At 65.2% G+C, this 24,116-nt stretch carries 23 protein-coding genes; 8 read left to right on the forward strand and 15 right to left on the reverse strand.

Annotation, left to right across the window (positions count from 1 at the left end):
- From AC1MCA_RS03280 to AC1MCA_RS03295, 4 genes are read right to left on the reverse strand one after another with little or no spacing between them, the layout of a single operon-like run.
- Window positions 1-807 (reverse strand): CoA transferase subunit A, encoded by an 807-nt coding sequence (locus AC1MCA_RS03280; RefSeq protein ID WP_479801176.1) that lies wholly within the window; start codon window positions 805-807, stop codon window positions 1-3.
- Window positions 808-843: 36 nt separating this feature from the next.
- Entirely contained in the window at window positions 844-2,019 is a 1,176-nt protein-coding gene (locus tag AC1MCA_RS03285) for an acyl-CoA dehydrogenase family protein (protein WP_479801177.1), read from the reverse strand.
- A gap of 2 nt (window positions 2,020-2,021) precedes the next feature.
- Window positions 2,022-4,262 carry an acetyl/propionyl/methylcrotonyl-CoA carboxylase subunit alpha gene (locus tag AC1MCA_RS03290; protein WP_479801178.1) on the reverse strand — a complete coding sequence of 747 codons (2,241 nt, stop codon included), beginning with the start codon at window positions 4,260-4,262 and terminating at the stop codon, window positions 2,022-2,024.
- Window positions 4,263-4,269: 7 nt separating this feature from the next.
- Window positions 4,270-5,877: a carboxyl transferase domain-containing protein gene (locus AC1MCA_RS03295; RefSeq protein WP_479801179.1), complete on the reverse strand. Its 1,608-nt coding sequence runs from the start codon at window positions 5,875-5,877 to the stop codon at window positions 4,270-4,272.
- 154 nt (window positions 5,878-6,031) lie between these two features.
- Between AC1MCA_RS03295 and AC1MCA_RS03300 the strand changes: the two genes are divergently transcribed.
- A complete protein-coding gene (locus AC1MCA_RS03300; RefSeq protein ID WP_479801180.1) occupies window positions 6,032-6,691 on the forward strand; it encodes an SACE_7040 family transcriptional regulator in 660 nt (219 codons plus the stop codon).
- A 115-nt stretch (window positions 6,692-6,806) separates the two neighbouring features.
- Here the strand turns inward: AC1MCA_RS03300 and AC1MCA_RS03305 are convergent, their stop codons facing one another.
- Genes AC1MCA_RS03305 through pdhA form a run of 3 tightly spaced genes read right to left on the reverse strand, consistent with a single transcriptional unit; the run spans window position 6,807 to window position 10,491 of the window.
- Window positions 6,807-8,285, reverse strand: a complete 1,479-nt coding sequence (locus tag AC1MCA_RS03305; protein ID WP_479801181.1) for a dihydrolipoamide acetyltransferase family protein — start codon at window positions 8,283-8,285, stop codon at window positions 6,807-6,809.
- Window positions 8,282-9,292: an alpha-ketoacid dehydrogenase subunit beta gene (locus AC1MCA_RS03310; RefSeq protein ID WP_479801182.1), complete on the reverse strand. Its 1,011-nt coding sequence runs from the start codon at window positions 9,290-9,292 to the stop codon at window positions 8,282-8,284. Before AC1MCA_RS03310 ends, AC1MCA_RS03305 begins: the two co-directional genes overlap by 4 nt.
- Window positions 9,292-10,491, reverse strand: a complete 1,200-nt coding sequence (gene pdhA / locus AC1MCA_RS03315; RefSeq protein WP_479801183.1) for a pyruvate dehydrogenase (acetyl-transferring) E1 component subunit alpha — start codon at window positions 10,489-10,491, stop codon at window positions 9,292-9,294. The genes AC1MCA_RS03310 and pdhA overlap by 1 nt, the downstream gene beginning before the upstream one ends.
- 195 nt (window positions 10,492-10,686) lie before the next feature.
- Between pdhA and AC1MCA_RS03320 the strand changes: the two genes are divergently transcribed.
- Together AC1MCA_RS03320 and AC1MCA_RS03325 are read left to right on the forward strand one after the other, a co-directional pair.
- Window positions 10,687-11,160 carry an Lrp/AsnC family transcriptional regulator gene (locus AC1MCA_RS03320; protein WP_108599544.1) on the forward strand — a complete coding sequence of 158 codons (474 nt, stop codon included), beginning with the start codon at window positions 10,687-10,689 and terminating at the stop codon, window positions 11,158-11,160.
- Between the two features lie 133 nt (window positions 11,161-11,293).
- Window positions 11,294-11,893: a hypothetical protein gene (locus AC1MCA_RS03325; protein WP_479801184.1), complete on the forward strand. Its 600-nt coding sequence runs from the start codon at window positions 11,294-11,296 to the stop codon at window positions 11,891-11,893.
- A 153-nt stretch (window positions 11,894-12,046) separates the two neighbouring features.
- On the opposite strand, the gene AC1MCA_RS03330 is transcribed toward AC1MCA_RS03325, so the two are convergent.
- Window positions 12,047-13,663, reverse strand: coding sequence for a solute symporter family protein (locus AC1MCA_RS03330; RefSeq protein ID WP_479801185.1), 1,617 nt, complete (start codon window positions 13,661-13,663; stop codon window positions 12,047-12,049).
- Window positions 13,660-14,040, reverse strand: a complete 381-nt coding sequence (locus tag AC1MCA_RS03335; RefSeq protein WP_108599546.1) for a DUF485 domain-containing protein — start codon at window positions 14,038-14,040, stop codon at window positions 13,660-13,662. The genes AC1MCA_RS03330 and AC1MCA_RS03335 overlap by 4 nt, the downstream gene beginning before the upstream one ends.
- A gap of 180 nt (window positions 14,041-14,220) precedes the next feature.
- On the opposite strand from AC1MCA_RS03335, the gene AC1MCA_RS03340 reads away from it, so the two are divergent.
- The 5 genes from AC1MCA_RS03340 to AC1MCA_RS03360 all read left to right on the forward strand — a co-directional run bounded on the left by AC1MCA_RS03340 (window position 14,221) and on the right by AC1MCA_RS03360 (window position 18,797).
- On the forward strand, window positions 14,221-15,411 hold the full coding sequence (locus AC1MCA_RS03340; RefSeq protein ID WP_479801186.1) for a sensor histidine kinase: 1,191 nt from the start codon (window positions 14,221-14,223) through the stop codon (window positions 15,409-15,411).
- A gap of 44 nt (window positions 15,412-15,455) precedes the next feature.
- A complete protein-coding gene (locus AC1MCA_RS03345) occupies window positions 15,456-16,181 on the forward strand; it encodes a LytR/AlgR family response regulator transcription factor (RefSeq protein ID WP_108599548.1) in 726 nt (241 codons plus the stop codon).
- Complete coding sequence (locus AC1MCA_RS03350; RefSeq protein ID WP_108599549.1) at window positions 16,178-16,528, forward strand: DUF485 domain-containing protein; 351 nt, start codon at window positions 16,178-16,180, stop codon at window positions 16,526-16,528. The genes AC1MCA_RS03345 and AC1MCA_RS03350 overlap by 4 nt, the downstream gene beginning before the upstream one ends.
- Window positions 16,529-16,535: 7 nt before the next feature.
- The gene (locus tag AC1MCA_RS03355) at window positions 16,536-18,002 is read left to right on the forward strand and encodes a sodium/solute symporter (protein WP_479801187.1); all 1,467 of its coding nucleotides are present in this window, start codon (window positions 16,536-16,538) and stop codon (window positions 18,000-18,002) included.
- Window positions 18,003-18,107: 105 nt separating this feature from the next.
- Window positions 18,108-18,797 (forward strand): hypothetical protein, encoded by a 690-nt coding sequence (locus AC1MCA_RS03360; protein WP_479801188.1) that lies wholly within the window; start codon window positions 18,108-18,110, stop codon window positions 18,795-18,797.
- A gap of 52 nt (window positions 18,798-18,849) precedes the next feature.
- Here the strand turns inward: AC1MCA_RS03360 and AC1MCA_RS03365 are convergent, their stop codons facing one another.
- From AC1MCA_RS03365 to rpsB, 6 genes are all read right to left on the reverse strand, one after another.
- A complete protein-coding gene (locus AC1MCA_RS03365; protein WP_479801189.1) occupies window positions 18,850-19,434 on the reverse strand; it encodes a DivIVA domain-containing protein in 585 nt (194 codons plus the stop codon).
- A 78-nt stretch (window positions 19,435-19,512) separates the two neighbouring features.
- Window positions 19,513-20,436: a phosphatidate cytidylyltransferase gene (locus AC1MCA_RS03370; protein ID WP_108597734.1), complete on the reverse strand. Its 924-nt coding sequence runs from the start codon at window positions 20,434-20,436 to the stop codon at window positions 19,513-19,515.
- Window positions 20,436-20,993, reverse strand: coding sequence for a ribosome recycling factor (gene frr, locus AC1MCA_RS03375; protein WP_108597735.1), 558 nt, complete (start codon window positions 20,991-20,993; stop codon window positions 20,436-20,438). The genes AC1MCA_RS03370 and frr overlap by 1 nt, the downstream gene beginning before the upstream one ends.
- A gap of 125 nt (window positions 20,994-21,118) precedes the next feature.
- Window positions 21,119-21,856: a UMP kinase gene (pyrH, locus tag AC1MCA_RS03380; protein WP_108597736.1), complete on the reverse strand. Its 738-nt coding sequence runs from the start codon at window positions 21,854-21,856 to the stop codon at window positions 21,119-21,121.
- A gap of 125 nt (window positions 21,857-21,981) precedes the next feature.
- Window positions 21,982-22,818 (reverse strand): translation elongation factor Ts, encoded by an 837-nt coding sequence (gene tsf / locus AC1MCA_RS03385; RefSeq protein ID WP_479801191.1) that lies wholly within the window; start codon window positions 22,816-22,818, stop codon window positions 21,982-21,984.
- Between the two features lie 130 nt (window positions 22,819-22,948).
- On the reverse strand, window positions 22,949-23,845 hold the full coding sequence (gene rpsB, locus AC1MCA_RS03390; protein ID WP_479801193.1) for a 30S ribosomal protein S2: 897 nt from the start codon (window positions 23,843-23,845) through the stop codon (window positions 22,949-22,951).
- Window positions 23,846-24,116: the final 271 nt, after the last annotated feature.

Here is a 24,116-nt window from a genome sequence, read left to right on the forward strand (position 1 = left end):
CTACGCTCCTGCCTGTTCGGATGCCTGTGCTGATGCCTTGGCGGATCCGGCGGCCGCCGTGAGCGCCACTGTCCGCTTTTCAATCCGTTTCCCGCCGGCAGGGACCACCACGACCCGCTGGACGAAGATGCCCGGTGTGTGGACATGCTCCGGGTCCAGCTCCCCCGGCTCAACGAGTTCCTCGACCTCGGCGATGGTGATCCGCCCGGCCATCGCGCACAGCGGATTGAAGTTCATGGCCGTTGCGTGGAAGACCAGGTTGCCGTGGCGGTCGCCCTTCCAGGCGTGGACCAAGCCGAAATCGGGAGTCAGCGACTCTTCGAGTACGTAGTCGACGCCGTTGAAGGGCCGCACCTCCTTCGCCGCTGAGGCGATGGCAATGCCGCCGTCGGCGTCGTATTTCTGGGGCAGCCCGCCTTCGGACACCTGGGTGCCCACGCCCGCTTTGGTGTAGAAGGCCGGGATCCCGGCGCCGCCGGCGCGGAGCTTCTCGGCGAGTGTTCCCTGCGGGGTCAGCACCACCTCGAGCTCTCCGGACAGGTACTGCCGGGCGAACTCCTTGTTCTCGCCGACGTAGGAGCTGATGGTCCGCCGGATCCGGCCGTCCCGAAGCAGGACGCCGAGCCCCCAGTCGTCCACGCCGCAGTTGTTGCTGACGGTTTCGAGGTCCTTGGTGCCGTGCCGGTGCAGGGCGTCGATCAGGGCGACAGGTATGCCGCACAGGCCGAACCCTCCCACCGCGAGCGACGCGCCGTCGGGGATGTCCGCAATGGCTTCCTCGGCGCTGGCAACAACCTTGTTAATCATCAGTGATCCTTTCAGGCCGGCAACAGTGTCGAGGTCCTACAGTCCGAGTTCGCGGGCGATCAGCATCAGCTGGACCTCCGTGGTGCCCTCTCCCACTTCGAGGATCTTAGAGTCGCGGTAATGCCGTGCCACTGTGAATTCGTTGATGAAGCCATAGCCGCCGAATACCTGGGTGGCATCCCGCGCGTTGTCCATGGCCGCCTCGCCTGCGACCATCTTAGCGATGGCCGCCTGCGTCTTGAACGGCTTGCCGGCCAGCATCCTGGCGGCGGCATCGTAGTAGGCGAGGCGGGAGGTGTGCGCGCGTGCCTGCATACGGGCAATCTTGAAAGCGATGGCCTGGTGCTTGCCGATGTTCTGCCCGAAGGCGCTGCGCTCCTTGGCGTATTTCACCGACAGGTCCACGCAGCCCTGGGCGGCACCGGTGGCCAGGGCGGCGATGGCAATCCGGCCTTCGTCCAGGATCGAGAGGAAGTTGGCGTAACCCCGTCCCTCCTCGCCGAGCAGGTTCTCCTCCGGCACGCGGACATCCTTCAGCGTCAGCGGGTGGGTGTCCGAGGCGTTCCAGCCCACCTTGTTATAGGCCTTCTCGGCCTTGAAGCCCGGCGTGCCGGTAGGTACCAGGATCGTTGAGATCTCCTTCTTCAGGCTGCCGTCCGGGCGCTCTTCCTGGCCTGTCACCGCGGTGACCGTGACCAGGCGGGTGATGTCGGTGCCGGAGTTGGTGATGAACTCCTTGTTGCCGTTGATGACCCACTCCGTCCTGTCACCGACAGTCTCGCGCCGGGCATGTGTTTTGGTGCCGCCGGCGTCCGAGCCGGCCTCCGGCTCTGTGAGGCCGAAGCCTGCGAGCGCCTGGCCGGAGGCCAGCATCGGCAGCCACTCCTCCTTCTGGGCATCCGAGCCAAACCGGTAGATCGGCATGGCGCCCAGCGATACACCGGCTTCCAGGGTGATGGCCACGGACTGGTCCACCCTGCCCAGCTGTTCGAGGGCGAGCGCCAGGGCAAAATAGTCACCGCCCATGCCGCCGAACTCTTCCGGGAAGGGGAGGCCGAAGAGCCCCATGTCCGCCATCTGCTTGACGACTTCGTAGGGGAAGCTGTGCTCCTCGTCGTGTTTAGCGGAAACCGGCGCCACCACTTCGTCGGCGAATTCGCGGACAGTGTTGCTGAGGTCCTGGTATTCCTCGCTGAGTTCGAAATCTGCCATGGCTAGGCTCCCTTGATTGGGTCGTGAGTTATCGGGTGGATGGTGGCGAGGACCTGGTCGAGCCTGACGAGGTCGCCGGCCTTGGCGCTGATGTGGACGGTGCCGGCCACTTCGGCTGCCAGCTGGTGTTCCATCTTCATGGCCTCCACGGAGAGGAGCAGCTGGCCGGCCGTGACAGTGTCGCCGTCGGTGACGGCAACGGACACCACCGTGCCCGGCATGGGCGAGCGGACCTCCGGGTCCGCGGCGCCTTCCTCGCGGTGGATGGCAGCCAGGACCCTGGCAAGCCGCGTCTCCCTCGTCAGCAGTTCCAGCCGGCAGGACCAGCCCTCATTGCCCAGGAACAGTTCCGTGGGCCAGGCGGGGGTGGGGTTGTCCCACGTGGGGGTTACCGGACCCCGGTAGACCGGCGCGAGGGAATATCGCGTTTCCTGCCCATCGAGGACCAGCACGGCGTGCCTGCGTGAGCTGAACTCCAGTGAGGCCCGGCGTTCAGGGCCGTTGTCCACGGTGACGAGGACGGGCCCGTCCGGAATGCGGCCTCCGGATACCCGCACCGTTGAGACGCCGCCGTCGGGCGTTCCGAGGCTGATCCGCCGGGGCGCCGGGGCGCCAAGCCGCCAGCCTGTGCTGTTCCGCCACGGTCCGGACGGGGCCGGTGTCTTGTCCTGGTCCTCCTGCGTGAGCGCGTACAGGGCAGCAGCCACCAGCTCGGCGTCGGCGATGCGGCGGAAGGCGAACCCCGGCATCTTCCGTTCGATGAGCCCGGTGTCGAGATGACCCGCGCGGACATCAGGATCGTTGATCAGCAGCCGCAGGTATTCCACGTTGGTGTCGATCCCCAGGGCGGTGTACCCGGCGAGCGCCTGGTCCAGGGTGTCAAGGGAAGCGGTGCGGTCAGTCCCCCAGGCGATGACCTTGGAGATCATGGGGTCGTAGCTGGACGAGAGCTCCAGCCCCTCGAGCAGCGAGGAATCGATACGTACGCGGCCATGGCCCGCGGCCACTTCGGCCCGGGCGGGGGCGCTGGGCCGCTGGGCGGGACCGGGAAGTTCGTCCAGCGCCAGGATTATGCCGGTGGAGGGCATGAAGTTCCGTTCCGGAATCTCCGCATAGACACGCGCTTCAACCGCATGCCCCTGAAGTACGACGTCGGACTGGGCGACGGTGAGGACCTCGCCGGCGGCGATCCGCACCTGCCATTGAACAAGATCAACACCCGTGACCATTTCGGTGACCGGGTGCTCCACCTGGAGGCGGGTATTCATTTCCATAAAGAAGAACTCGTCCGGCGCCTCGTCGGAGACAAGGAATTCCACGGTTCCGGCGCCGCTGTAGTGGACACTGCGCGCTGCCTGGCAGGCTGCCTCACCGATCCGAGCACGGGTGGCTCCGCCGTCGTGCAATGAATCCAGCAACGGCGACGGTGCTTCCTCGATGACCTTCTGATGGCGGCGCTGCAGCGAGCATTCACGCTCGCCCAGGTGGATGACGTTGCCGTGGTTGTCAGCCAGGACCTGGACCTCAATGTGCCGCGGCGTGCGCACCAGGCGTTCAAGGAAAAGGGTGTCGTCGCCAAAGGCGCTCGCCGCCACCCTGCGGGCGGTTACCAACGTGGCCTCGAGGTCCTCGGGGCGTTCGACGATGTGCATGCCCTTTCCGCCGCCACCGGCGGAAGGCTTGATGAGCAGCGGGAACCCGACGCCGGCAGCGGCGTCCATGAGCTCGGCGTCGGTCATACCCGGTTCGGCTATTCCGGGCACCACGGGAACGCCGTAACCGGCCACATGGTTCTTGGACCGGATCTTGTCCCCCATGATGTTCAGGGACTCGACGCCGGGGCCAATGAAGGTAATGCCGGCCTGTTCCAGCGCACGGGCGAACTCAACGTTCTCGCTGAGGAAGCCGTAGCCCGGGTGGACTGCCTCGGCTTTGGTGTCCCGGCAGGCCTGGATGATGGCCGCGATCTTCAGGTAGCTCCCGGTTGCCGCGGCGGGCCCGATCCGGACGGCCACATCCGCCTCGCGCACATGCCTGGCACCGGCGTCGGCGTCGCTGTAGACCGCCACGGAACGGATGCCGAGCGAGCGCAGGGAGCGGATCACGCGGCAGGCGATTTCGCCACGGTTGGCAACGAGCACGGTACCGAAGAGGGGCTTGGGCTGCGTGTCGGCCGGCGCGGTATCGGTCCGCGACGAATCGGCAGCGGCGGGTGACGGCGTGGCGGGAACGGGGAAGGTCACTTCTGGCTCACATCCGGAAAAGGCCGAAGGAGGTCTCCGGCAGCGGGGTGCGGGAGACGACGTCGAGCGCCAGTCCCAGGACGGTGCGGGTGTCGGCGGGGTCGATCACGCCGTCGTCCCAGAGGCGTGCGGTGGAGTAGTAGGGGCTGCCCTGGTCCTCGTACTGCTGCCTGATCGGTGCTTTAAAGGCTTCTTCGTCCTCGGCGGACCATTCCTCGCCGCGGGCGTCGTACTGGTCGCGCTTTACGGTGGCGAGCACGCTGGACGCCTGGTTCCCGCCCATCACGGAAATCCGGCTCGCCGGCCACATCCAGAGGAAGCGCGGTGAGTAGGCCCGCCCGCACATGGAGTAGTTGCCTGCGCCGAAGGACCCGCCGATCACCACGGTGAGCTTGGGCACCCGGGCCGTTGCCACTGCCGTGACCATCTTGGCGCCGTTTTTGGCGATGCCGCCCTGCTCGGAGTCCTTGCCCACCATAAAACCGGAGATGTTCTGCAGGAACACCAGCGGGATGCCGCGTTGGTCGCACAACTCGATGAAGTGGGCGCCTTTGAGGGAGGACTCGCTGAAGAGCACGCCGTTGTTGGCCACGATTCCGACCGGGTGGCCATGCAGCTTCGCGAAGCCGGTGACCAAGGTGGCGCCGTATTCCTTTTTGAACTCATGGAACCGGCTGCCGTCCACGAGCCGGGCGATGACCTCGTGGACGTCATAAGGCGCGTTGACGTCGGTTGGTACGGCGCCGTACAGCCCGGCGGGGTCAGTTGTTGGTTCGACGGCGGTTTCCACGTTCCAGGCAGGGGCGGCAGGCATGGGCAGGGTGGAGACGATGTCGCGGATGATCTGCAGGGCGTGTTCGTCGTTTTCGGCGAGGTGGTCCGTCACGCCCGAAATCCTGGCGTGGACGTCGCCGCCGCCCAACTCCTCGGCGGTGACGATCTCGCCGATGGCCGCCTTCACCAGGGGCGGGCCGCCGAGGAAGATGGTGCCCTGCTTTCGAACGATGACAGTCTCGTCACTCATGGCCGGAACGTAGGCGCCGCCGGCCGTGCAGGAGCCCATCACTGATGCGATCTGCGGGATTTTTGCCGCAGACAACCTTGCCTGGTTGTAAAAAATCCGACCGAAGTGCTCTTTGTCCGGGAAGACCTCGTCCTGTTTGGGGAGGAACGCTCCGCCGGAGTCCACCAGATAGATGCAGGGCAGCCGGTTTTCGAGGGCAACCTCCTGGGCGCGGAGGTGCTTCTTCACGGTCATCGGATAGTAGGTGCCGCCTTTGACGGTGGCGTCATTGGAGATCACCAGGACCTGGCGGCCATGGACCAGTCCGATGCCGGCGATGACCCCGGCGCCGGGCGACTCATCGCTGTACATGCCGTTGGCGGCGAGCGGGGCGATCTCCAGGAACGGGCTGCCGTCGTCGAGCAGTTGGTCGATGCGTTCGCGCGGCAGCAGTTTGCCGCGCGCCACGTGGCGTTCGCGTGATGTTACGGGGCCGCCCAGCGCAGCTTCAGCCAGCTTGGCGCGGAGCTCGGCGGCGAGCGCGGTCTGTGCGCTGTTGTTCGCAGCAAAGGCGTCACTCGCTGGGTCAAGCCGGCTGGTGAGGGTCTCCATCGACGGTGTCCGGTCCTGTTCTGTTGAGCCGCACGCGAGCGGCGCAAGGCCAACTCGGTTAGTGCTTAGTAACTGAAATTCAGGTTAGTCTTTATTAACTGTGATGTCCAACACAGGAAGGCGTTGCTAGAATTTGCTGGTCCAAGGAGGAAATGTGGCCACCAGCCGACCGGTGCAGTCAACCCAGCCGGCGCCGCCGGCCCAGCCTGCTCCCGCCACCCAACGGAGCCAGGCGAAGGAGAACCGGCGGCAGGCGTTGCTGAGCGCTGCCGCGTCGCTCTTCGCGGTGAACGGGTTCAACCGGGTGTCCTTGGAGGATCTGGGCGCAGCCGCGGGAGTGAGCGGGCCGGCCGTCTACCGTCATTTCCCCGGGAAGCAGGCGGTATTGGGCGCGCTGCTGCTCACTGTCAGCCGTGACCTGCTGGAGGGCGGCCGCCGCGTCGTGGCTGAGAACACCGATCCCCTGGCAGCGCTCCGGCGGCTGGTCTGTTTCCAGGTTGATTTTGCCCTGGGTAAGCCTGACGTGATCCGCGTGCAGGACCGGGACTTCAGCAACCTCACCCCACAGGACCAGTTCGAGGTCCGGACGCTGCAGCGCAATTACGTGGAGCTCTGGGTTGAAGTCCTGGCACGGCTGCACCCGGCCGATGATGCAGCCGAACTGAGGATGCGCGCCCACGCCACCTTCGGGCTGATTAACTCCACGCCCCACTCCGTACGCACCCACGGCCGGAAAGTCACCCTGAAATCGGCCCGCCCCATGCTGGAAGGCATGGCCCTGGCTGCGCTCACCGTCGACGTTCGGCCGGCCTGAGCCTCCGGTTCCGCCCAGGCATGTCCCCCGGCGCGCCAGCGGCCCTGTCCCGCTTGGCCGGCGCTGGGCAGCAACGGGCAAGCGGGACAGGGCCGCTCCAGCAACAGTCGGCAGCCTAGACCATCGTCAGCACCATGCCGGGCTCGGCCAGGATGGCGCCCACGTCGGCGAGGAACCGCGATCCCTGCTCCCCGTCCACCAGCCGGTGGTCGAAGGACAGGCTGAGGGTCATGACCTGACGGAGGGCCACCTCGTCCCGGTATTCCCACGGCGTCTTCCGAACGGCGCCCATGGCCAGGATGGCTGCCTCGCCCGAATTCAGGATGGGCGTGCCGGCATCAATGCCGAAAACCCCGATGTTGGTGATGGAGATGGTCCCGCCGGACAGTTCCGCCGGAGCCGTCTTGCCTGCCCGCGCCGACCCGGTCAGACCGGTGAGTGCCTCCGACAGCTCCAGCAGCGACATCGTGTCCGCGTCCTTGATGTTCGGAACGGTGAGCCCACGCGGAGTTGCGGCGGCGATGCCAAGATTCACGTAGTTGAACTGCACCACTTCCCGGTTGGCCTCGTCCCACCGCGAATTCAGCGCCGGATTGCGCCGGAGCGCGATCAGAACGGCCTTCGCCACGATGGTCAGGGGTGTGAGCTTGTGGCCGGAGAAGCCTTTGCTGGCCTTCAGCTTGGCGAGCAGGTCCATGGTGGGCGTCACGTCAACGGTCAGGAACTCGGTAGCATGCGGTGCCGTGAAAGCGCTTGCCACCATCGCCGAAGCCATGGCTTTCCGGACGCCCTTGATCGGCGTGCGGACCTCCCGCTCCGGACGTGCTGCGGCTGCATGCGCCGGCGCAGCATCGTGCGCTGGCGCGGCCTCATCCGCTGGCGCGGCCGCATCCGACACGGCAGAAAGATGGCGCACCGGCGCGCTCACGTCGCTGCCTACGAAGTTCAGGACATCCTCGCGGGTGATCAGCCCGCCAGTGCCCGTGCCCCGCACAGCCGACAGTTCCACCCCCAGGTCCTTGGCGAGTTTCCGCACAGGCGGAGTGGAGCGGGGGCGTTCGGCGGACTCGCCTTCGGCATTCTGGACAGGCTCCACCGCCGGGGCTTCGGCTTTCACGGCTGCCGGGATGGACGCGGGCACCGGACCGGGAACTGAACCGGGCACGGACCCAGGCGCGGCCGCTGCGAAGTTACGGGCCCGCCGCGTAGGACGGCCTGAACTTTCGAGGACGGCGCCGTACCCCACGAGGTTGGGTTCCCGTTTGGCGGGACCTCCCGCCGTCGTGGCAGCGCCGGGCGCTGCTCCGAAAAGTCCGCCCCCGGACGGTGAGGCGCCGGCGTCGTCCGCCACCTCGAACGAGACGATCGGTTTGCCGACCTCCACCACGGTTCCCGGCTGTTCGTGAAGTTCCTTGACCACCCCGGCGAAAGGCGACGGCAGTTCAACCACTGCTTTGGCCGTTTCCACCTCGGCGATGACCTGGTTGAGGCTGACAGTATCCCCGACCGCCACCTTCCAGCTGAGGATTTCGGACTCGGTCAGGCCTTCACCAAGATCGGGGAGCCTGAATTCCTTGATCATGATGGCGCTCATCCTTCCAGCCCACTGAGGGAGTTCGGGCGTCCGAGTGCGCGGTCCACGCCGTCAAGAATCCTGTCCAGGCCCGGCAGGTGGTGCATTTCAAGTTTTGAGGAGGGATACGGGATGTCGAACCCGGTAATCCGGACCGGCGCCGCTTCAAGGTAATGGAAGCACCGTTCGGTAATGCTCGCCGCCAGCTCGGCTCCCACCCCGCCGTGCTGGCCGGCCTCATGGGTGACCACGAGGCGGCCGGTTTTGCGTACGGATTTTTCAACGGTGGCGAAGTCCACGGGGGCCAGCGAGCGCAGGTCGATGACTTCGATGGAGATCCCTTCGTCCGCAGCGGCGGTGGCGGCATCCCTTGCCGTCTTGACCAACGGCCCGTAGGCCACGAGCGTCACATCCGTGCCCCCGGCCAGCACACGCGCAGTGTCCATCGGCAGGGCGGTCCGCGGGTCAATGCCCTCGTCCACTTCGCCTTTGTCGTGGTAGCGGCGTTTGGGCTCGAAGAACAGCACCGGATCGTCGCTGAGGATTGCCTGCTGGATCACGGTGTGGGCGTCCTGCGGGTTGGACACGGTGACCACGCGCAGGCCGGACGTGTGGGTGAAGTATGCCTCAGGCGACTCGGAGTGGTGCTCCGGCGAACCGATGCCGCCACCGAAAGGAACGCGGATGGTGATGGGCAGTTTCACCGTGCCTCGTGTGCGGTAGTGCATTTTGGCCACCTGGCTCACGATCTGGTCGAACGCGGGATAGATGAAGCCGTCAAACTGGATCTCAAGCACCGGCCGGTACCCGCGGAAGGCGAGTCCGACGGCGGTGCCGATAATGGCCGACTCGGCCAGGGGGCTGTCCACCACGCGGTGGGTGCCGAAGTCCTTCTGCAGGCCGTCTGTCACACGGAAGACACCGCCGAGGGTGCCGATGTCCTCGCCCATGAGGATGACTTTGGGATCGTTTTCCAGGGATTTGCGCAGGCCGGAATTGACGGCACGGGCAAAGGTCATCTGGGTCATCAGCGTGCACCTTCTTCTGACGGGGCTTCCGCGGGATCACCGAAGGAAGCCAGGTAACGGGTGTAGTGGTCCTGTTGCCGGTCCAACCACGAGTTGGGCGAGCTGTACACGTGCTTGAAGACTTCCAGCGGTTCAGGATCGGGCATGTTGATGCATCCTGCCCGCAGCTCCCGTGCCACCGCGTCCGCCTTGTCCTGGACCTGCTGCTGCAGCTGGTCGGTGAGGAGGCCCTTACGGTCCAGGAGCGCCTTGATCCGTGAGATGGGATCCTTGGCGGCCCAGTCCTCCAGTTCGTTGGCGTCCCGGTACCGGGTGGGATCATCCGCCGTCGTGTGCGGACCCATGCGGTAGGTGACGGCCTCGATAAACGTGGGCCCGCCCCCGTGCCGGGCACGGTCCAAAGCCACCCGGGTGGCGGCCATGACAGCCAGGACGTCGTTCCCGTCAACGCGGAGGCTGGGGATGCCGAATCCGGTGGCCCGGTCCGCGAGTTGGACGTGGGACTGCAACCGCACCGGCTCCGAAATGGCCCAGTGGTTGTTGGAGCAGAAGAAGACCACCGGCACCTGGAAGCTGGCGGCAAAAACCATGGCCTCGTTGACGTCGCCCTCGCTCGTTGCGCCGTCGCCGAAGTACGTCACCGCCACAGAATCGGCGCCGTCGTTCTGGATTCCCATGGCGTAGCCAGTGGCATGGAGCGTCTGCGCTCCGATGATGATCTGCGGCGTGGCCATGTTGACCGTATAAGGATCCCAGCCGGAGGCCGCAGTGCCGCGCCACACCCGAAGGATGTCCGCCAGGTCCACGCCGCGGCAATAGGCCACACCGTTTTCCCGGTAGCTGGAGAACACAAAGTCGTCATCCCTCAGGGCCCTCGCTGAACCGACCTGGGCCGCTTCCTGCCCCAGCAACGGCGGCCAGAGTCCCAGCTCGCCCTGCCGCTGAAGCGCGGTGGCCTCGACGTCAATGCGCCGGATAACCGTCAGGTCCTCATAGAGGGAAGTCAGCTGCTCATCCGCGATGTCCTGCACCCAGGGGTCGAATTCCGGATGGCTGACCCGTTCCCCCGCCGGGGTGATCAGCTGGATGAGATTCCTGCCTGGCCCGGCAGGGGTTCCCGAATTGCCAGCAGGGATTCCTGCATTTTCGACCGGGCGGCCTGTGCCCGATCCGCCCTGGCCCGCTTCGTCTGTAGACACGATCGCACGCAACCTTTTCACGTCGTTTTGACCACAGCCTGGGAACTTGTGGTTCCGCCAGCCGCAGCCGCCCGGGCGCCGTTGCCCCGGATAATTGTGACCCTACTCACAATGCTCAATGGGTACAACCACCGCCGCGCGCCCTGAGCATAATGCCCTGTTTAAGCGTCCGTAACCGTGCTAACGTTGCGCAACATGCACCCTTTGGATGGCACCGACACGCGCCTGCTTTCTGCACTGGCACGCGACCCCCGGCGGACTGTTGTGGCGCTGGCCCAGAAGCTAGGGCTCTCCCGCAATACGGTCCAGGCGCGCATGGCGCAGCTGGAGAAGAAGCACGTCTTCCTGTCCTTTGAACGGCGGATCAATCCCGCCTCGCTGGGGTATCCCCTGATGGCCTTTATCTCGGTGCACGTCCAGCAGCAGAAGCTTGGACAGCTGGCGCATGACCTCGCCGGCATTCCGGAGATCCTGGAAGGCTACGGCCTCACCGGTTCAGCAGACCTCCTGCTGCGCGTGGTCGCACTGGACGCCGAGGACCTCTTTCGGATCAACGGGAAGATCCTTGCCTGCGATGGCGTGGACAGGACCGACACCGCCCTGGCCATGAGCGAGCTCATCCCCTTCCGCATCCAGCCACTGCTGGAGCGGGGATCCGGCGATGGTTAGGATCTGGTGGAAAAGGGCAGTTAAGGCCCGGGGGCAGGCTGGGTTATAGGCTGTCCATGGTTAATCGATGGGTGCCGTTCAGCGGGTTCCCAGCAATAAGGCAGTGCCAGTGCGTTGCCGGAAAGGCTCCATCTTGAGCAATCCTCAGGAACCGTACCAGCGGGGCTACCCCTCTACGGGGCAAATCCCGGCGCCCGGGCAGCTCCCTGCTCCCGGACAAGGCCACACAGCCGGTCACATCCCTACCCCCGGGCAACTTCCTGCGGACGGGCCGTTCGGACTCCCCGGCCAGCAACCGCCTGTCCGCGGCCACCGCAGGCTCTGGACCATCCTGGGGATAGTGGCCGGCGTGCTGGTACTGGTCACCATCGGCCTGCTCATCCTGCTCAACATCGTCAACGCCGCCACCAACCAGGCCAGGGGCCTCGCGGACGGCTTCACCAAGCTGGTGCTCTCCGGCGACACCTCCACAGCCTATGATGACTACCTCGACCCGGCCCTGAAGGAACAGCTGTCCAAGGAAGCCTTCATCGCCGGCGTCAAAACCCTGGAGATGGACAGCAGCTGCAAGCCTGCCTACAACAACGTCAAAGCCGGCACCGAGAACAACATCAAGTCCGCCGATATCACCGGCCTCATCACCTGCGACGGTGACAGGAAAATCGATCTCGTCTACCGCTTCGAGGGCGAGGAACTCAAGATGGTCAACATCAAGCTCAAGCCCCAGGTCTAGCCGCCGGCATCTGCCCCCGGAGCACCCGCAGGAACACAACGACGGGGACCCGGAGGGATGCGGAAGACAAAGAACCCCTGTGCCGGGCGGCACAGGGGTTCTTGCGTGATCAGCTCCGGTCAGGAAACCGCAGACCGGGTCCGGAATCGGGGATCAGTGATCCACAGCCTTCTCGGCGCCAACCCCGGTCAGGGACCGGACTTCCATTTCGGCCTGCTTGGCGGTGTCCTCACGGTTCTTGTCGAGGATCGTGCCAAGCCAGCCCAGCAGGAACGCCAGCGGGATGGACACAATGCCCGGGTTGCTGAGCGGGAAGAGGGCGAAGTTGGCGTCCTTGATCATGGACGTCGCTCCACCGGACACCACCGGCGAGAAGATGATCAGGATGATGGCAGAGCCCAGCCCGCCGTACATGCTCCACACTGCGCCCTGGGTGGTGAACCTCCGCCAGAACAGGGAGTAGACAATGGTGGGCAGGTTCGCCGAGGCTGCCACGGCGAACGCCAGTGCAACCAGGAAGGCCACGTTCTGGCCGTTGGCAAAGATGCCGCCCAGGATGGCCAGCACACCAATGACAACCACGGTGCGGCGGGCAACCTTGACCTCGGTGTCGGCGTCGGCCTTTCCCTTGGAGATGACGCTGGCGTAGATGTCATGGGCGAAGGAGGCGGCAGCGGTGATGGTCAGGCCGGCAACCACTGCCAGGATGGTGGCGAATGCCACCGCGGAGATGAAGCCCAGGAGCAGCGGGCCGCCCAGGTAGAAGGCCAGCAGCGGGGCTGCGGAATTGACGCCGCCGGGAGCCGACTTGATGGTGTCGGCACCCACGAGTGCTGCGGCACCGTATCCGAGGACCAGGGTGAACAGGTAGAAGAGCCCGATCAGCCAGATCGACCACACAACGGACTTGCGGGCTTCCTTGGCCGTAGGCACGGTGTAGAAGCGCATGAGCACGTGGGGCAGGGCGGCCGTGCCGAGGACCAGGGCGAGGCCCAGGGACATGAAGTCCAGCTTTGAGGTTTCGGTCTTGCCGTACTGCAGGCCCGGGTTCAGCACGGCCGGGTTGCCGGATGTCTCAACGGCCGCGCCGAGCAGGCTGGAAAGGTTGAAGCCGTAGATTGCCAGGACCCAGAAGGTCATGACGGCCGCACCGGCGATCAGCAGGATGGCCTTGATGATCTGGACCCAGGTGGTGCCCTTCATGCCGCCGATCAGTACGTACATGATCATCAGGGCGCCGACGACGATGATGATCAGTGCCTGTCCGCCCCAGTCGCTGATTCCCAGGAGCAGGGAAATCAAGCTGCCGGCTCCGGCCATCTGTGCCAGGAGGTAGAAGAAACAGACGGCCAGCGTGGAGATGGCCGCGGCGATCCGGACCGGGCGCTGCTTCAGGCGGAAGGAGAGGACATCGGCCATGGTGAATTTGCCGGTGTTCCGGAGAAGTTCGGCCACCAGCAGCAGGGCTACCAGCCACGCCACGAGGAAGCCGATCGAGTACATAAAGCCGTCGTAGCCGTTGATGGCGATGGCACCGGTGATGCCAAGGAATGAGGCAGCTGACAGGTAGTCGCCGGCAATGGCTGTGCCGTTCTGCGAGCCGGTGAACGAGCGGCCTGCAGCGTAGTAGTCGGCCGCGGTCTTGTTGTTGCGGCTGGCCCGCAGCACGATCACCATGGTGACGGCCACAAACAGGCCGAAGATCCCCATGTTCAGGAGCGTGGTTTCCTTGAGGTCGGCGACGTCTACCGCCGTGGCGATGCCGATCATTTGGTCACTCCGGTCACGATGTTGCCGTCCTTATCAAATTCATGGCCTTCGATTTCGTGGCGGATTTCCGCCGCGATCGGGTCCAGCTTGCGGTTGGAGTAGCTGACGTACCAGCCGGTGATGGCGAACGTGGAGATGAACTGCAGCAGGCCCAGGATCAGGCCGACGTTGATGTTGCCCCACACTTTGGTGGACATGAAGTCGACTGCATAATCGGCCAGCAGGACGTACGCGAAGTACCACAGCAGGAAGACGGCGGCCATGGGGAATACAAAACTGCGGTGACGTTTGCGCAGTTCCTGGAACCGCGCTGTCGACTGGACCTGTTCGAAGTCCACGGACGCCGCTGCGTCCGGAGTCTGGGCATCATTACCCATAATTCCTCCTCATTGAGACTTGCCTGGTTCACACCGGCCGCCGCCTGCAGACAGGATGCCGTCAATGTGACTGCAATCACTGTGCGCTGTGAGGGACCGTACATTCCAGAGATGCGCTTCAATGGTCGCTCAACGGTCCCGATGCTGCGACAAACGGCACCCGCCGCTACGCTGGGCACCATGCCGGACTCCCCTCTCCTGACCGCCGCCGCCGTCGCCGTGATCGTGGTGGCGATCGCCGTCGTCGTCGGCGTGGGAATCAGGGTGCTGAGGTCTTTCCGCGAGCTGGGCACCGATGCCGAACGCGCCACCTACAACACCCTGCACGCCGCATCCCGTGCGGGCCAGCATCTGCGTACCGGGCTCAATCCGGCGGGCGCTGCCAAAGCCAGCCGGCAGCTGCGCAACCTCCTCGGCTGTGACGCCCTGGCGATCACCGACACCGCGGGTGTGCTGGCCTGGGACGGCGCCGCGGAGGAACTGAAACCCCTCCTGATGGGCCTCGCCGCCGATGTGCTCGCCAGCGGCAGAACCACCGTCATCCAACCCAAAGACCTCAGCGCGGCGGGTAAATCGGGCAGTCTTGCCGCCGTTCTTGCGCCCGTGAAAGCCGGTTCCCGCGTGGTGGGAGTGGTTGCGGCCTTTGCACCATCGGCAGGCGCCGGCCTGGTCCGCGCCACCGGCGAAGTGGCGGACTGGGTGGCGGTCCAGGTGGAACTGGCGGAGCTGGATGCGTCCCGGACGCTGCTGATGGAAGCGGAGGTCCGTGCCCTGCGCGCCCAGATCAGCCCGCACTTCATCTACAACTCGCTCAACGCCATCGCGTCCTTCATCAACACTGATCCCGCCCGTGCCCGCGAACTGGTGGTGGAGTTTGCGGACTTCACCCGGTACTCCTTCCGCCGGCACGGGGACTTCACCACCCTTGCCGAGGAGTTGCGCTGCATTGACCGTTATCTGCTGCTGGAGCGGGCACGGTTCGGCGACCGGGTGCAGGTCAGCCTCCGGATAGCACCGGAAGTGCTGGGTACCGTCATCCCGTTCCTGAGCCTGCAGCCGCTCGTGGAAAATGCGGTGCGGCACGGCTTGGAAGCGAAGGAGGGGCCCGGCCATATCAGCATCACCGCCGAAGACTCCGGCGCGTTCGCGGAAGTGACCATTGAGGACGACGGCGTGGGCATGGATCCTGCGCAGCTTCAGTCCATGCTGGCCGGCCACACCGACGGCGACCATGTGGGCCTGCGGAATGTGGACGCCCGGCTGCGGCAGGTGTACGGCGATGAACACGGCCTGGTGATTGAGACGGCCCCGGGGGAAGGGACTCTGATTACCATGCGGGTGCCCAAGTCCCAGCCGGGCCACGACGCCTGAGGAGCCCTTCCGGCACGTTTCCCGGGTACGGCTAATGTAGGACCATGATTAATGTCCTCGTCGCCGACGACGAGTTACCGGCCGTGGAGGAACTGGCCTACCTCCTGGGCAGGGACGACCGGATCGGCACCATCCACCGGGCGTCCTCCGGCTCCGAGGCGCTGCGGGCGCTGAGCACCGAATCGGTGGACGCCGTCTTCCTCGACATCCATATGCCTGCGGTCTCCGGCCTGGATATTGCCAGGGCCATCGCGCGCAGCAGCCACCCGCCTGCAGTGGTGTTCGTCACCGCCGACGAGGACTGTGCGCTGGAGGCCTTCGAGCTCGCTGCGGTGGATTACCTGCTCAAGCCCGTCCGTGCCGAACGGCTGGCCCGTTCCGTGGGACGGATCAGCGAGCTGCTGCGCGACGGCGGCAAAGGCCCGGCACCGGAGATGATCACCGTGGACCAGGGCGGCACCACCCGGATGATCAGGCGCGACGACGTTACGTACGTCCAGGCCCAGGGCGATTACGCCCGCCTCCATACGGCGGATGCCAGCTACCTCATCAGGGTTCCGCTGGCCGATCTGGAGCAGCAGTGGGCGGACGCCGGCTTCATCCGCACCCACCGGTCCTTCCTGGTGGCGCTGAAGCATGTGGCCTCCATGAAGCTGGCCGCGGACGGGCCGAGCGTCAGCGTGGCGGGCGCCAACCTTCCCATCAGCCGCCGCCACCTGCCAACGGTCCGCGAGAAGCTTCAGGCCACCCGGATCCGGCCGCAGCTATGACGCGGGTCCGGGTCACCGCTCCCCTTTCCGCGGCCCGGCCGGCCGCCCAGACGAGCGAAGCTGCCGAGGAGTCTGTGGTGGGTCAGCTCTTTGTCTGGTCGCTGATCCGCTCCCAGCTCCGGCTGGCACTGGTGGTGGCCGGCGGGTTCCTGCTGGTGCTGGGTGCGTTCCCGTTGCTCCTGGCGTTTGTCCCCGGCCTCGCGGACACACAAGTGGCCGGGATACCGTTCGACTGGCTGCTGCTGGGGGCCGGCATTTATCCCGTGATCGGCCTGAGTGCGTGGCTGTTCATCCGGGCCGCCGCAAGAAATGAGGCCCGGTACCGCGATCTGGCCGAGGACAAGTGAGGCCGCGATGAATCCCGCCGTGGGCCTCGTGGCCCTGGTGGTGGTTGCCGTCGCCACTGCGGTCATCGGCTTCTACGGCCTCCGGATCTCCCGCACCACGGGCGATTTCTACGTCGCTTCACGGACAGTCAAACCGTGGTGGAACGCCTCAGCCATCGGCGGCGAGTACCTGTCGGCAGCCAGTTTTTTGGGCGTTGCCGGCCTGATCCTGCTTTCCGGAACGGATGCCTTGTGGTTCCCGGTGGGTTACACCGCCGGGTACCTGATGCTGCTGCTCTTTGTGGCCGCCCCGCTGCGCCGGTCCGGCGCGTACACCATCCCGGATTTCACCGAAGCCAGGCTCGATTCGCGGGCAGTGCGCCGCGTGACCAGCCTGGTGGTGGTGGTGGTGGGCTGGCTGTACATCGTGCCCCAACTGCACGGGGCGGCACTGACCATCCGGATCAGCACGGGCCTGCCGGCCTGGGTGGGCTCGGTGGCTGTGGTGGTCATCGTCTGCCTCACCGTGGTGGCCGGCGGAATGCGTTCCATCACCTTTGTGCAGGCCTTCCAGTACTGGCTCAAGCTCACGGCACTGGCGGTGCCTGTGCTGTTCATCATTTTCTCCCTTGCCGGAAACGGGAGCGGCGCCGTGGCCCAGGCGGCGGTCAATCCCACCGGCCTGGCTCCTGCCGGTCCCTACCAGAACATCTCCCTCCTGGTGGCCCTGCTGTTCGGCACCCTGGGCCTCCCCCATGTACTCGTGCGCTTCTACACCAATCCGGATGGGCACTCGGCCCGGCGCACCACCCTGATCGTCCTCGGGCTGCTCTCGGTGTTCTACCTCTTCCCCACGGCGTACGGACTCCTGGGGAGGACGTTCGCCCCGGAACTCGCCCGCTCCGGCCAGGCTGATGCGGTGGTTTTGCTGCTGCCGGGCGAGTTCATCGGCGGGACTGCCGGGGACCTGCTCTCGGCGCTCGTAGTGGCAGGTGCTTTTGCCGCCTTCCTGTCCACCACCTCCGGGCTGGTGGTCTCCCTGGCAGGCGTGATCAGCCAGGATGTCCTGGGCGGCAGCGTGCGGGGTTTCCGGCTGGCTGCAGTGATCGCCGCACTTGTACCCCTGGGTTTTGCCTTTATGACCGACTCCCTGGCCCTTGCAGGCAGCGTCGGCCTGGTGTTTGCCTTCACGGCGTCCACAGTCTGCCCTGTCCTCCTGCTCGGCATCTGGTGGCGCGGCCTGACCGATACTGGAGCGATTGCCGGGATGGTCACCGGCGGAGTCCTCTGCGGCGGCGCCATGGTGTCCGGCTCGGTCCTGGGCGCCGCAGGCACTCCGTTCTGGCTGGCCCAGCCGGCGGCCTGGTCCGTCCCGGCGGCGTTCGCCGTGATGGTGTTCGTTTCCCGGGCCACCAGGAAGCGGATCCCCCGGACCATGGCACGGGTGATGACCCGCCTGCACACGCCGGAACGGCCGCTGGTCACGGAACGCTGAGCCGGCGGACCCGGGCACCCGTTCTCCGGGAAGTACGACGGCGGCGTGACCCGCCGTCGTCGGCCCGCCCTCGCGCGGGAACCGTCAAAGGTGGACAATTACCGCATGTCCACGCAGGACGGAAACACTCCCGCCGGGCCGGAAGGAGTTCCGGCGTCGGTCCGGGCACAGCTGCTCGCCACCGAGCACTGGTCCCTGCTGGCTTCCCGCAGCACCACGCAGGGTGAGGTCCTGACGCGGATCAGCATGTTCCTGACTTTCACCTCAGCCAGCCTGGTGAGCCTGGCGCTGGTGGGCCAGGCCACCAGATTCTCGGACGCCTTCATCATCCTGGCTATGGCTGTGCTCCTCGTGGACCTGCTGATCGGACTGCTGACCCAGGTCCGGGTGATGAACGTCGGCCTGGAGGACCTGATGTACGTCATTGCGATGAACAGGCTCCGGGCGGCCTATGTTGACCTGGACCCCGGGCTTGCCCCGTACCTCATGGCAGGGCGCCATGATGACCTGGCCGGTTCCCGCCAAACCTATTTTTTCCTGGGTCCGCGGGGACCCTGGAGCCAAGTGGCCGGAAGCAGCATGGTCTTCATCCAGATGGCAAACGCCGCCCTGATCGCCATCATCCTGGGAACCGGTGCGACGATTCTGGGCGCCGGGACCGGCCTGGCCTTGCCGGTCGGGGCCCTTGGCGGGCTGGCGTTCATGGCAGGCTCGGTCTTCTCCGGAAACCGCATGTACTTCTCCGCCTGGCGCAGCTTTACGCCGCTGTCCCCCACGCCTGGAACTGATGATTAAGTCCCGGTGCCGGCGGGACGTCGGGCAGACGCAGGGACGTCGGGCAGGAGCGTCAGTCGATGGCCGCCATCAGTTCGACCACGCGGTCCAGGAAGGCATCCACCTGGGTTTCCTCGTACCCTTCCGAGCCCGTGGCGGGACGGAAGACGGCACGGCGGACGTTGTCCACACTGAGGGGCTTGTCCTCTTCGAGGTAGCCGATCAGGTCATAGCAGAGGTTGTCCACATCCAGGATGTTGTAGCTGCGGACGTTCTTTTTGGCCGGGCGCCGGAAACGTTCGCCATCGGGCCTGTGCAGGCGTCCGCGGAGGATGCCCGAAAGTTTTCCGATTTCGCGCAGCCAGGCGTCTTCGCCCCGGGCAGCGATCAGCTCGTCCCGCTCACGGCGGGCGAAAGCGTCCTCGAGCCGGTCCAGCGCGGAGTCCACCACGGCGGCTGAATAGCCACCCTTCACCGGATCAAAGGAAACGGCCCGGACGTCGGCGCTGCCGAGCGGGTGGACGGCGGCCTTTGGCGTTTCCAGCGCCACCTTGGCCCGCTGGAGGAACTGGTCCACCTGTTTGGCGTTGTAACCAAACTCGTTGCCCCGCACGCGCTCAAACGACGCGGGAATTTTCCGTTGAAAATCCAATGCCACTATTGTTCCTTTGTTGCTCTTGGGCTGGGCCACGTTGCGGACCAGTGTATTAGCTGCCTGTCCCGGCGCAGGACGGGCTCAGGCACCCGAGACCACCGAGAACAGGACGAACGCCACGGGTGAGGCGAAAACAATGGAGTCGAGGCGGTCCATCACACCGCCGTGCCCCGGCAGGATGCTGCTCATGTCCTTGATGCCCAGTTCACGCTTGACCATGGACTCGGCGAGGTCTCCTGCGGTGGACGCCGCAACGGTACCCAGGGCAAGGACCACGCCTACCCACCAGGGTTTGTCCAGGAGAAAAATGCAGGCAAGGACTCCGATCACCGTGGCCCCGGCAACCGATCCTGCAAAGCCCTCCCACGATTTCTTCGGGCTGATCTTGGGAGCCATCGGGTGCTTGCCCAGCGATGCGCCCACCAGGTAGCCGAAGGTGTCGTTCGAGACCACCAGCAGCAGCATCACGGCGACCTGCCACGCTCCGGCCGGCACCGTCCCGCCCGGCCATAGGCCCAGTGGGGGGACCACGCCGGCAGCATGGAGCGGCAGGGCGGCGAAGCTGATGAAGAAGGGTACCCAGCCGAGAGTGAAGACCCCGGCGAAGATGCTGTTGGCTGATCCGACCGGGCTCTCCACCGAACGCCAGAGGAGCACAGCCACGCAGCTTAGGAGCAGCGCGAAAAGGAGGCTTTCGAGACCGCCGAAGTAGGCGGCAAAAGGCATGGCCACCGTGCCCACCATCACGGGGATGATGGGCATCCTGGTGCCGTTGGCTTCCAGGGCACGGAAGATTTCCCAGACCCCGAAAACCGCGAACCCGGTGGTGACAGCCACGAAGCCGAGCGGGAGGAAGATCAGTCCGCCGAGCACACCGATCAGCATGGTCAGTCCCACTACAATTGCTGCGGGAAGGTTCCGGCCGGCCTTCGGCGTGGGGTTGCTGCGCGGCTGGGTCCGCTTGGCGCGCGCCCTTGATGCGGGGGCCTGGTCTGCCTGGCTCATCAGACTTCGAGCAGCTCTGCTTCCTTGCGCTTGAGCAGCTCGTCGATGCCGTCCACGTGCGCCTTGGTCAGGGCATCAAGTTCCTTTTCCGCCCGGCTGCCTTCGTCTTCGCCGGCTTCGCCGTCCTTGACGAGCTTATCCAGCGTCTCTTTGGCTTTGCGCCGGATGTTGCGGATGGAAATCTTCGCGTCCTCACCCTTGGTCTTGACGATCTTGACGTATTCCTTGCGGCGTTCCTGGGTCAGGTCAGGGATGGTGATCCTGATGACGTTGCCGTCGTTGGAGGGGTTGGCCCCTACCTCGGAGTCACTCAGCGCCCGCTCGATATCGCGCAGCGCAGTTTTGTCGAACGGCGTGATCAGGATGGTGCGGGCGTCCGGGATGGCGAACGACGCGAGCTGCTGCAGCGGAGTGGGTGAACCGTAATAGTCCACCAACACCTTGTTGTAAAGGCCCGGGTTCGCCCGTCCGGTACGGATCGAGGAGAAGTCGTCCTTGGCTACCTCTACTGCCTTGTCCATCTTCTCTTCGGCTTCGAGCAAGGTTTCTTCGATCACGGTCTCTCCTCAGAAATCAGTGCAGTCCGGGTTCCGGTTCCCTGCACAATCTTGGTTCAGCATTACTGGTTCCCTCCCTGGCCCTGCCAGGGGGTGGAACCGTCCTGAAATCATCCTAGCTGTAGCTACGGGGTCACCAGGGTACCGAGCTTTTCGCCCAGGATCGCACGGGTGACGTTGCCTTCGCCTTCCATCCCGAATACCACCATGGACAGCTTGTTGTCCTTGCACATGGTCATCGCTGTCTGGTCCATGACCCTGATGTCGCGGCGGAGGGCGTCGTCGTAGCTGAGGGTCTCAAGCCGCTCGGCGTTGGGGTCCTTTTTTGGATCGGCGGTGTATACGGCATCCACGCCGCTCTTGGCCATCAGCACAACGTCTGCGTGGACTTCCAGGGCGCGCTGGGCGGCCACTGTGTCGGTGGAGAAGTAGGGCAGGCCCGCACCGGCGCCGAAGATGACCACGCGGCCCTTTTCCATGTGGCGGATGGCGCGGCGGGGAATATACGCTTCGGCGACCTGACCCATGGTGATGGCGCTCTGGACCCGGGTTTCCACGCCTGCCTGCTCCAGGAAATCCTGCAGGGCGAGGCAGTTCATGACGGTTCCGAGCATGCCCATGTAGTCGGCGCGCGAGCGGTCCATGCCGCTCTGGGAGAGCTCCGCACCGCGGAAGAAGTTACCGCCGCCGACCACGATGGCAACTTCCACGGCGGGGACAGCCGCGGCGATCTGCTTGGCGACGTCGCGGACGGTTTCGGGGTCGACGCCGAGCTTCCCTCCGCCGAAGACCTCACCTGAGAGTTTCAGGAGGACGCGGCGTCGGCTCTTCTCCGGCTGGCTTGAAGTAATGACGGCTTCCATGGGTGCCTTCCCGTTGGTGAACTCTGAAAAGATTATCGTGCCGGGCGGTCAAAGGTCTCATCCGACCATTCGCCGTGCATGCAAAAGGGGCGGCCACCGAAGTGGCCACCCCTTTGCGGTTTCGGCTAGGAGCCGACGCGGAAACGTGCGAAAGCAGTTCCCTTGACACCGGCCTCTTCGAGGACCTGTGCCACAGACTTCTTGGCGTCCTTGGCGAATGCCTGGTCAACCAGGACCTCACCCTTGTAGAAGCCCGTCACGCGGCCTTCCACGATCTTGGTCATGGCGGCCTCCGGCTTGCCTTCAGCCTTTGCCGTCTCTTCGGCAATGCGTCGCTCGGACTCAACCAGCTCGGACGGAACGTCTTCGCGGGTCAGGTAGTTCGGAGACATCGCTGCGATGTGCACGGCGACGTCGTGTGCTGCGGTGGCAGCGGCTTCGCCTTCACCGTCAACTGCGAACAGGACGCCGACCTGGGCCGGGAGGTCCTTGGAGGTCTTGTGCAGGTAAGCGTCAACCGTGCCGCCCTCGATGCGGGAAATCCGGCGGACAACAACCTTCTCGCCCAGTACTGCGCCTTCTTCGACGACAACCTCGGAGAGCGGCTTGCCGTCAACCTCGACGGCCAGGAGGGAGTCGAGATCGGCAGCGCCGGACTCCACAGCTACGGCCAGGACCTTGTCGGCCAGCTGGATGAACTTGTCGGCTTTGGCCACGAAGTCGGTCTCGCAGTTGACTTCGATCATCACGCCGACGCCGTTGCTGACCTTGGCGGCCACCAGGCCTTCAGCGGTGGAGCGGCCTTCGCGCTTGGTAGCGCCCTTGAGGCCCTTGATGCGGATGATCTCGATGGCCTTCTCGGCGTCACCGTTGGCTTCGTCAAGAGCCTTCTTAACGTCCATCATGCCGGCGCCGGTGCGCTCGCGCAGAGCCTTGATGTCAGCGGCAGTGTAGTTCGCCATGTGAACCCCTCTGTCTAGAAAATGTATGTGGTGTACGGACTGACAGGACGGCAGCTCACCTGGTGAGCGGCCATCCTGTCAGCTGTTCCGGCGCTGCAGGCAGCACCGGAGAATCCGGATTTACTTGTGTTTACTTGTCGGCGTCTGCGGCGGGAGCCTCGGCAGCAGCCGGAGCTTCCTCGGCGGCCGGAGCAGCTTCAGCGGCGGGGGCCTCGGCGGCAGCCGGAGCTTCCTCGGCGGCCGGAGCAGCCTCTTCAGCCTTGCTGCCCTCGAGGAGTTCGCGCTCCCACTCGGCCAGCGGCTCTTCCGGAGCCTCGGTGGTGCCGGTTGCACGCTGGTTGCGGGCGATGAGGCCCTCGGCAACGGCATCGGCGACAACGCGGGTCAGCAGGTTCACGGAGCGGATGGCGTCGTCGTTGCCCGGGATCGGGAAGTCGACTTCGTCAGGATCGCAGTTGGTGTCCAGGATGGCTACAACGGGGATGTTGAGCTTCTTGGCTTCGTCAACGGCGAGGTGTTCCTTCTTGGTGTCCACGATCCAGAGCACGGAGGGTGCCTTGGTCAGGTTGCGGATACCGCCAAGGTTGGTTTCCAGCTTGGTGAGTTCACGGCGAAGGAGCAGCAGCTCCTTCTTGGTGTAAGCGGAACCGGCGACGTCGTCGAAGTCGATCTCTTCCAGTTCCTTCATGCGCTGGATGCGCTTGGAAACGGTCTGGAAGTTGGTCAGCATACCGCCGAGCCAGCGCTGGTTCACGTAGGGCTGGCCCACGCGGGTTGCCTGCTCAGCAATTGCTTCCTGGGCCTGCTTCTTGGTGCCGACGAAGAGAACGGTGCCGCCGTGTGCAACGGTGGCCTTCACGAACTCGTAGGCACGGTCGATGTAGGACAGTGACTGCTGAAGGTCAATGATGTAGATGCCGTTGCGCTCCGTGAAGATGAATCGCTTCATCTTCGGGTTCCAACGGCGGGTCTGGTGTCCAAAGTGGACGCCGCTGTCAAGCAGCTGGCGCATAGTTACGACGGGCATGCCGGCGCTCCTTCCGGCAGGTCATTCATGAGAAAGCCGTGAGGCCCTCTTACCCTGCCAATAGTTGACGGTTGTTTTAGCGTGGCCCAAGGCGGGCCGTGCTCCTGGCATCCCCTGTGCCTCTCATCAGGACCGTGAGGCCGTGACCGCAAGAGGCACAATCCTCCGCACAGGAAGCCAGGGCTTCGACATGTGGAGGGCTGGATGCGCGTAGTCAGCTGCTGCTCCCCCGCACTCCTGAATGAGGCGTGCTGACGCAGAAGCGTTGAGG

Source organism: Arthrobacter sp. BK1 (assembly GCF_056680055.1).

Excerpts from the sequence above, each read along its gene's own strand:
- AC1MCA_RS03280 (WP_479801176.1), bottom strand. The coding sequence starts at position 807 with ATGATTAACAAGGTTGTTGCCAGCGCCGAGGAAGCCATTGCGGACATC.
- AC1MCA_RS03285 (WP_479801177.1), bottom strand. The coding sequence starts at position 2,019 with ATGGCAGATTTCGAACTCAGCGAGGAATACCAGGACCTCAGCAACACT.
- AC1MCA_RS03295 (WP_479801179.1), bottom strand. The coding sequence starts at position 5,877 with ATGGAGACCCTCACCAGCCGGCTTGACCCAGCGAGTGACGCCTTTGCT.
- AC1MCA_RS03305 (WP_479801181.1), bottom strand. The coding sequence starts at position 8,285 with ATGAGCGCCATCATGATCAAGGAATTCAGGCTCCCCGATCTTGGTGAA.
- AC1MCA_RS03310 (WP_479801182.1), bottom strand. The coding sequence starts at position 9,292 with ATGACCCAGATGACCTTTGCCCGTGCCGTCAATTCCGGCCTGCGCAAA.
- AC1MCA_RS03320 (WP_108599544.1), top strand. The coding sequence starts at position 10,687 with ATGCACCCTTTGGATGGCACCGACACGCGCCTGCTTTCTGCACTGGCA.
- AC1MCA_RS03330 (WP_479801185.1), bottom strand. The coding sequence starts at position 13,663 with ATGATCGGCATCGCCACGGCGGTAGACGTCGCCGACCTCAAGGAAACC.
- AC1MCA_RS03335 (WP_108599546.1), bottom strand. The coding sequence starts at position 14,040 with ATGGGTAATGATGCCCAGACTCCGGACGCAGCGGCGTCCGTGGACTTC.
- AC1MCA_RS03340 (WP_479801186.1), top strand. The coding sequence starts at position 14,221 with ATGCCGGACTCCCCTCTCCTGACCGCCGCCGCCGTCGCCGTGATCGTG.
- AC1MCA_RS03345 (WP_108599548.1), top strand. The coding sequence starts at position 15,456 with ATGATTAATGTCCTCGTCGCCGACGACGAGTTACCGGCCGTGGAGGAA.
- AC1MCA_RS03350 (WP_108599549.1), top strand. The coding sequence starts at position 16,178 with ATGACGCGGGTCCGGGTCACCGCTCCCCTTTCCGCGGCCCGGCCGGCC.
- AC1MCA_RS03355 (WP_479801187.1), top strand. The coding sequence starts at position 16,536 with ATGAATCCCGCCGTGGGCCTCGTGGCCCTGGTGGTGGTTGCCGTCGCC.
- AC1MCA_RS03360 (WP_479801188.1), top strand. The coding sequence starts at position 18,108 with ATGTCCACGCAGGACGGAAACACTCCCGCCGGGCCGGAAGGAGTTCCG.
- AC1MCA_RS03370 (WP_108597734.1), bottom strand. The coding sequence starts at position 20,436 with ATGAGCCAGGCAGACCAGGCCCCCGCATCAAGGGCGCGCGCCAAGCGG.
- pyrH (WP_108597736.1), bottom strand. The coding sequence starts at position 21,856 with ATGGAAGCCGTCATTACTTCAAGCCAGCCGGAGAAGAGCCGACGCCGC.
- tsf (WP_479801191.1), bottom strand. The coding sequence starts at position 22,818 with ATGGCGAACTACACTGCCGCTGACATCAAGGCTCTGCGCGAGCGCACC.
- rpsB (WP_479801193.1), bottom strand. The coding sequence starts at position 23,845 with ATGCCCGTCGTAACTATGCGCCAGCTGCTTGACAGCGGCGTCCACTTT.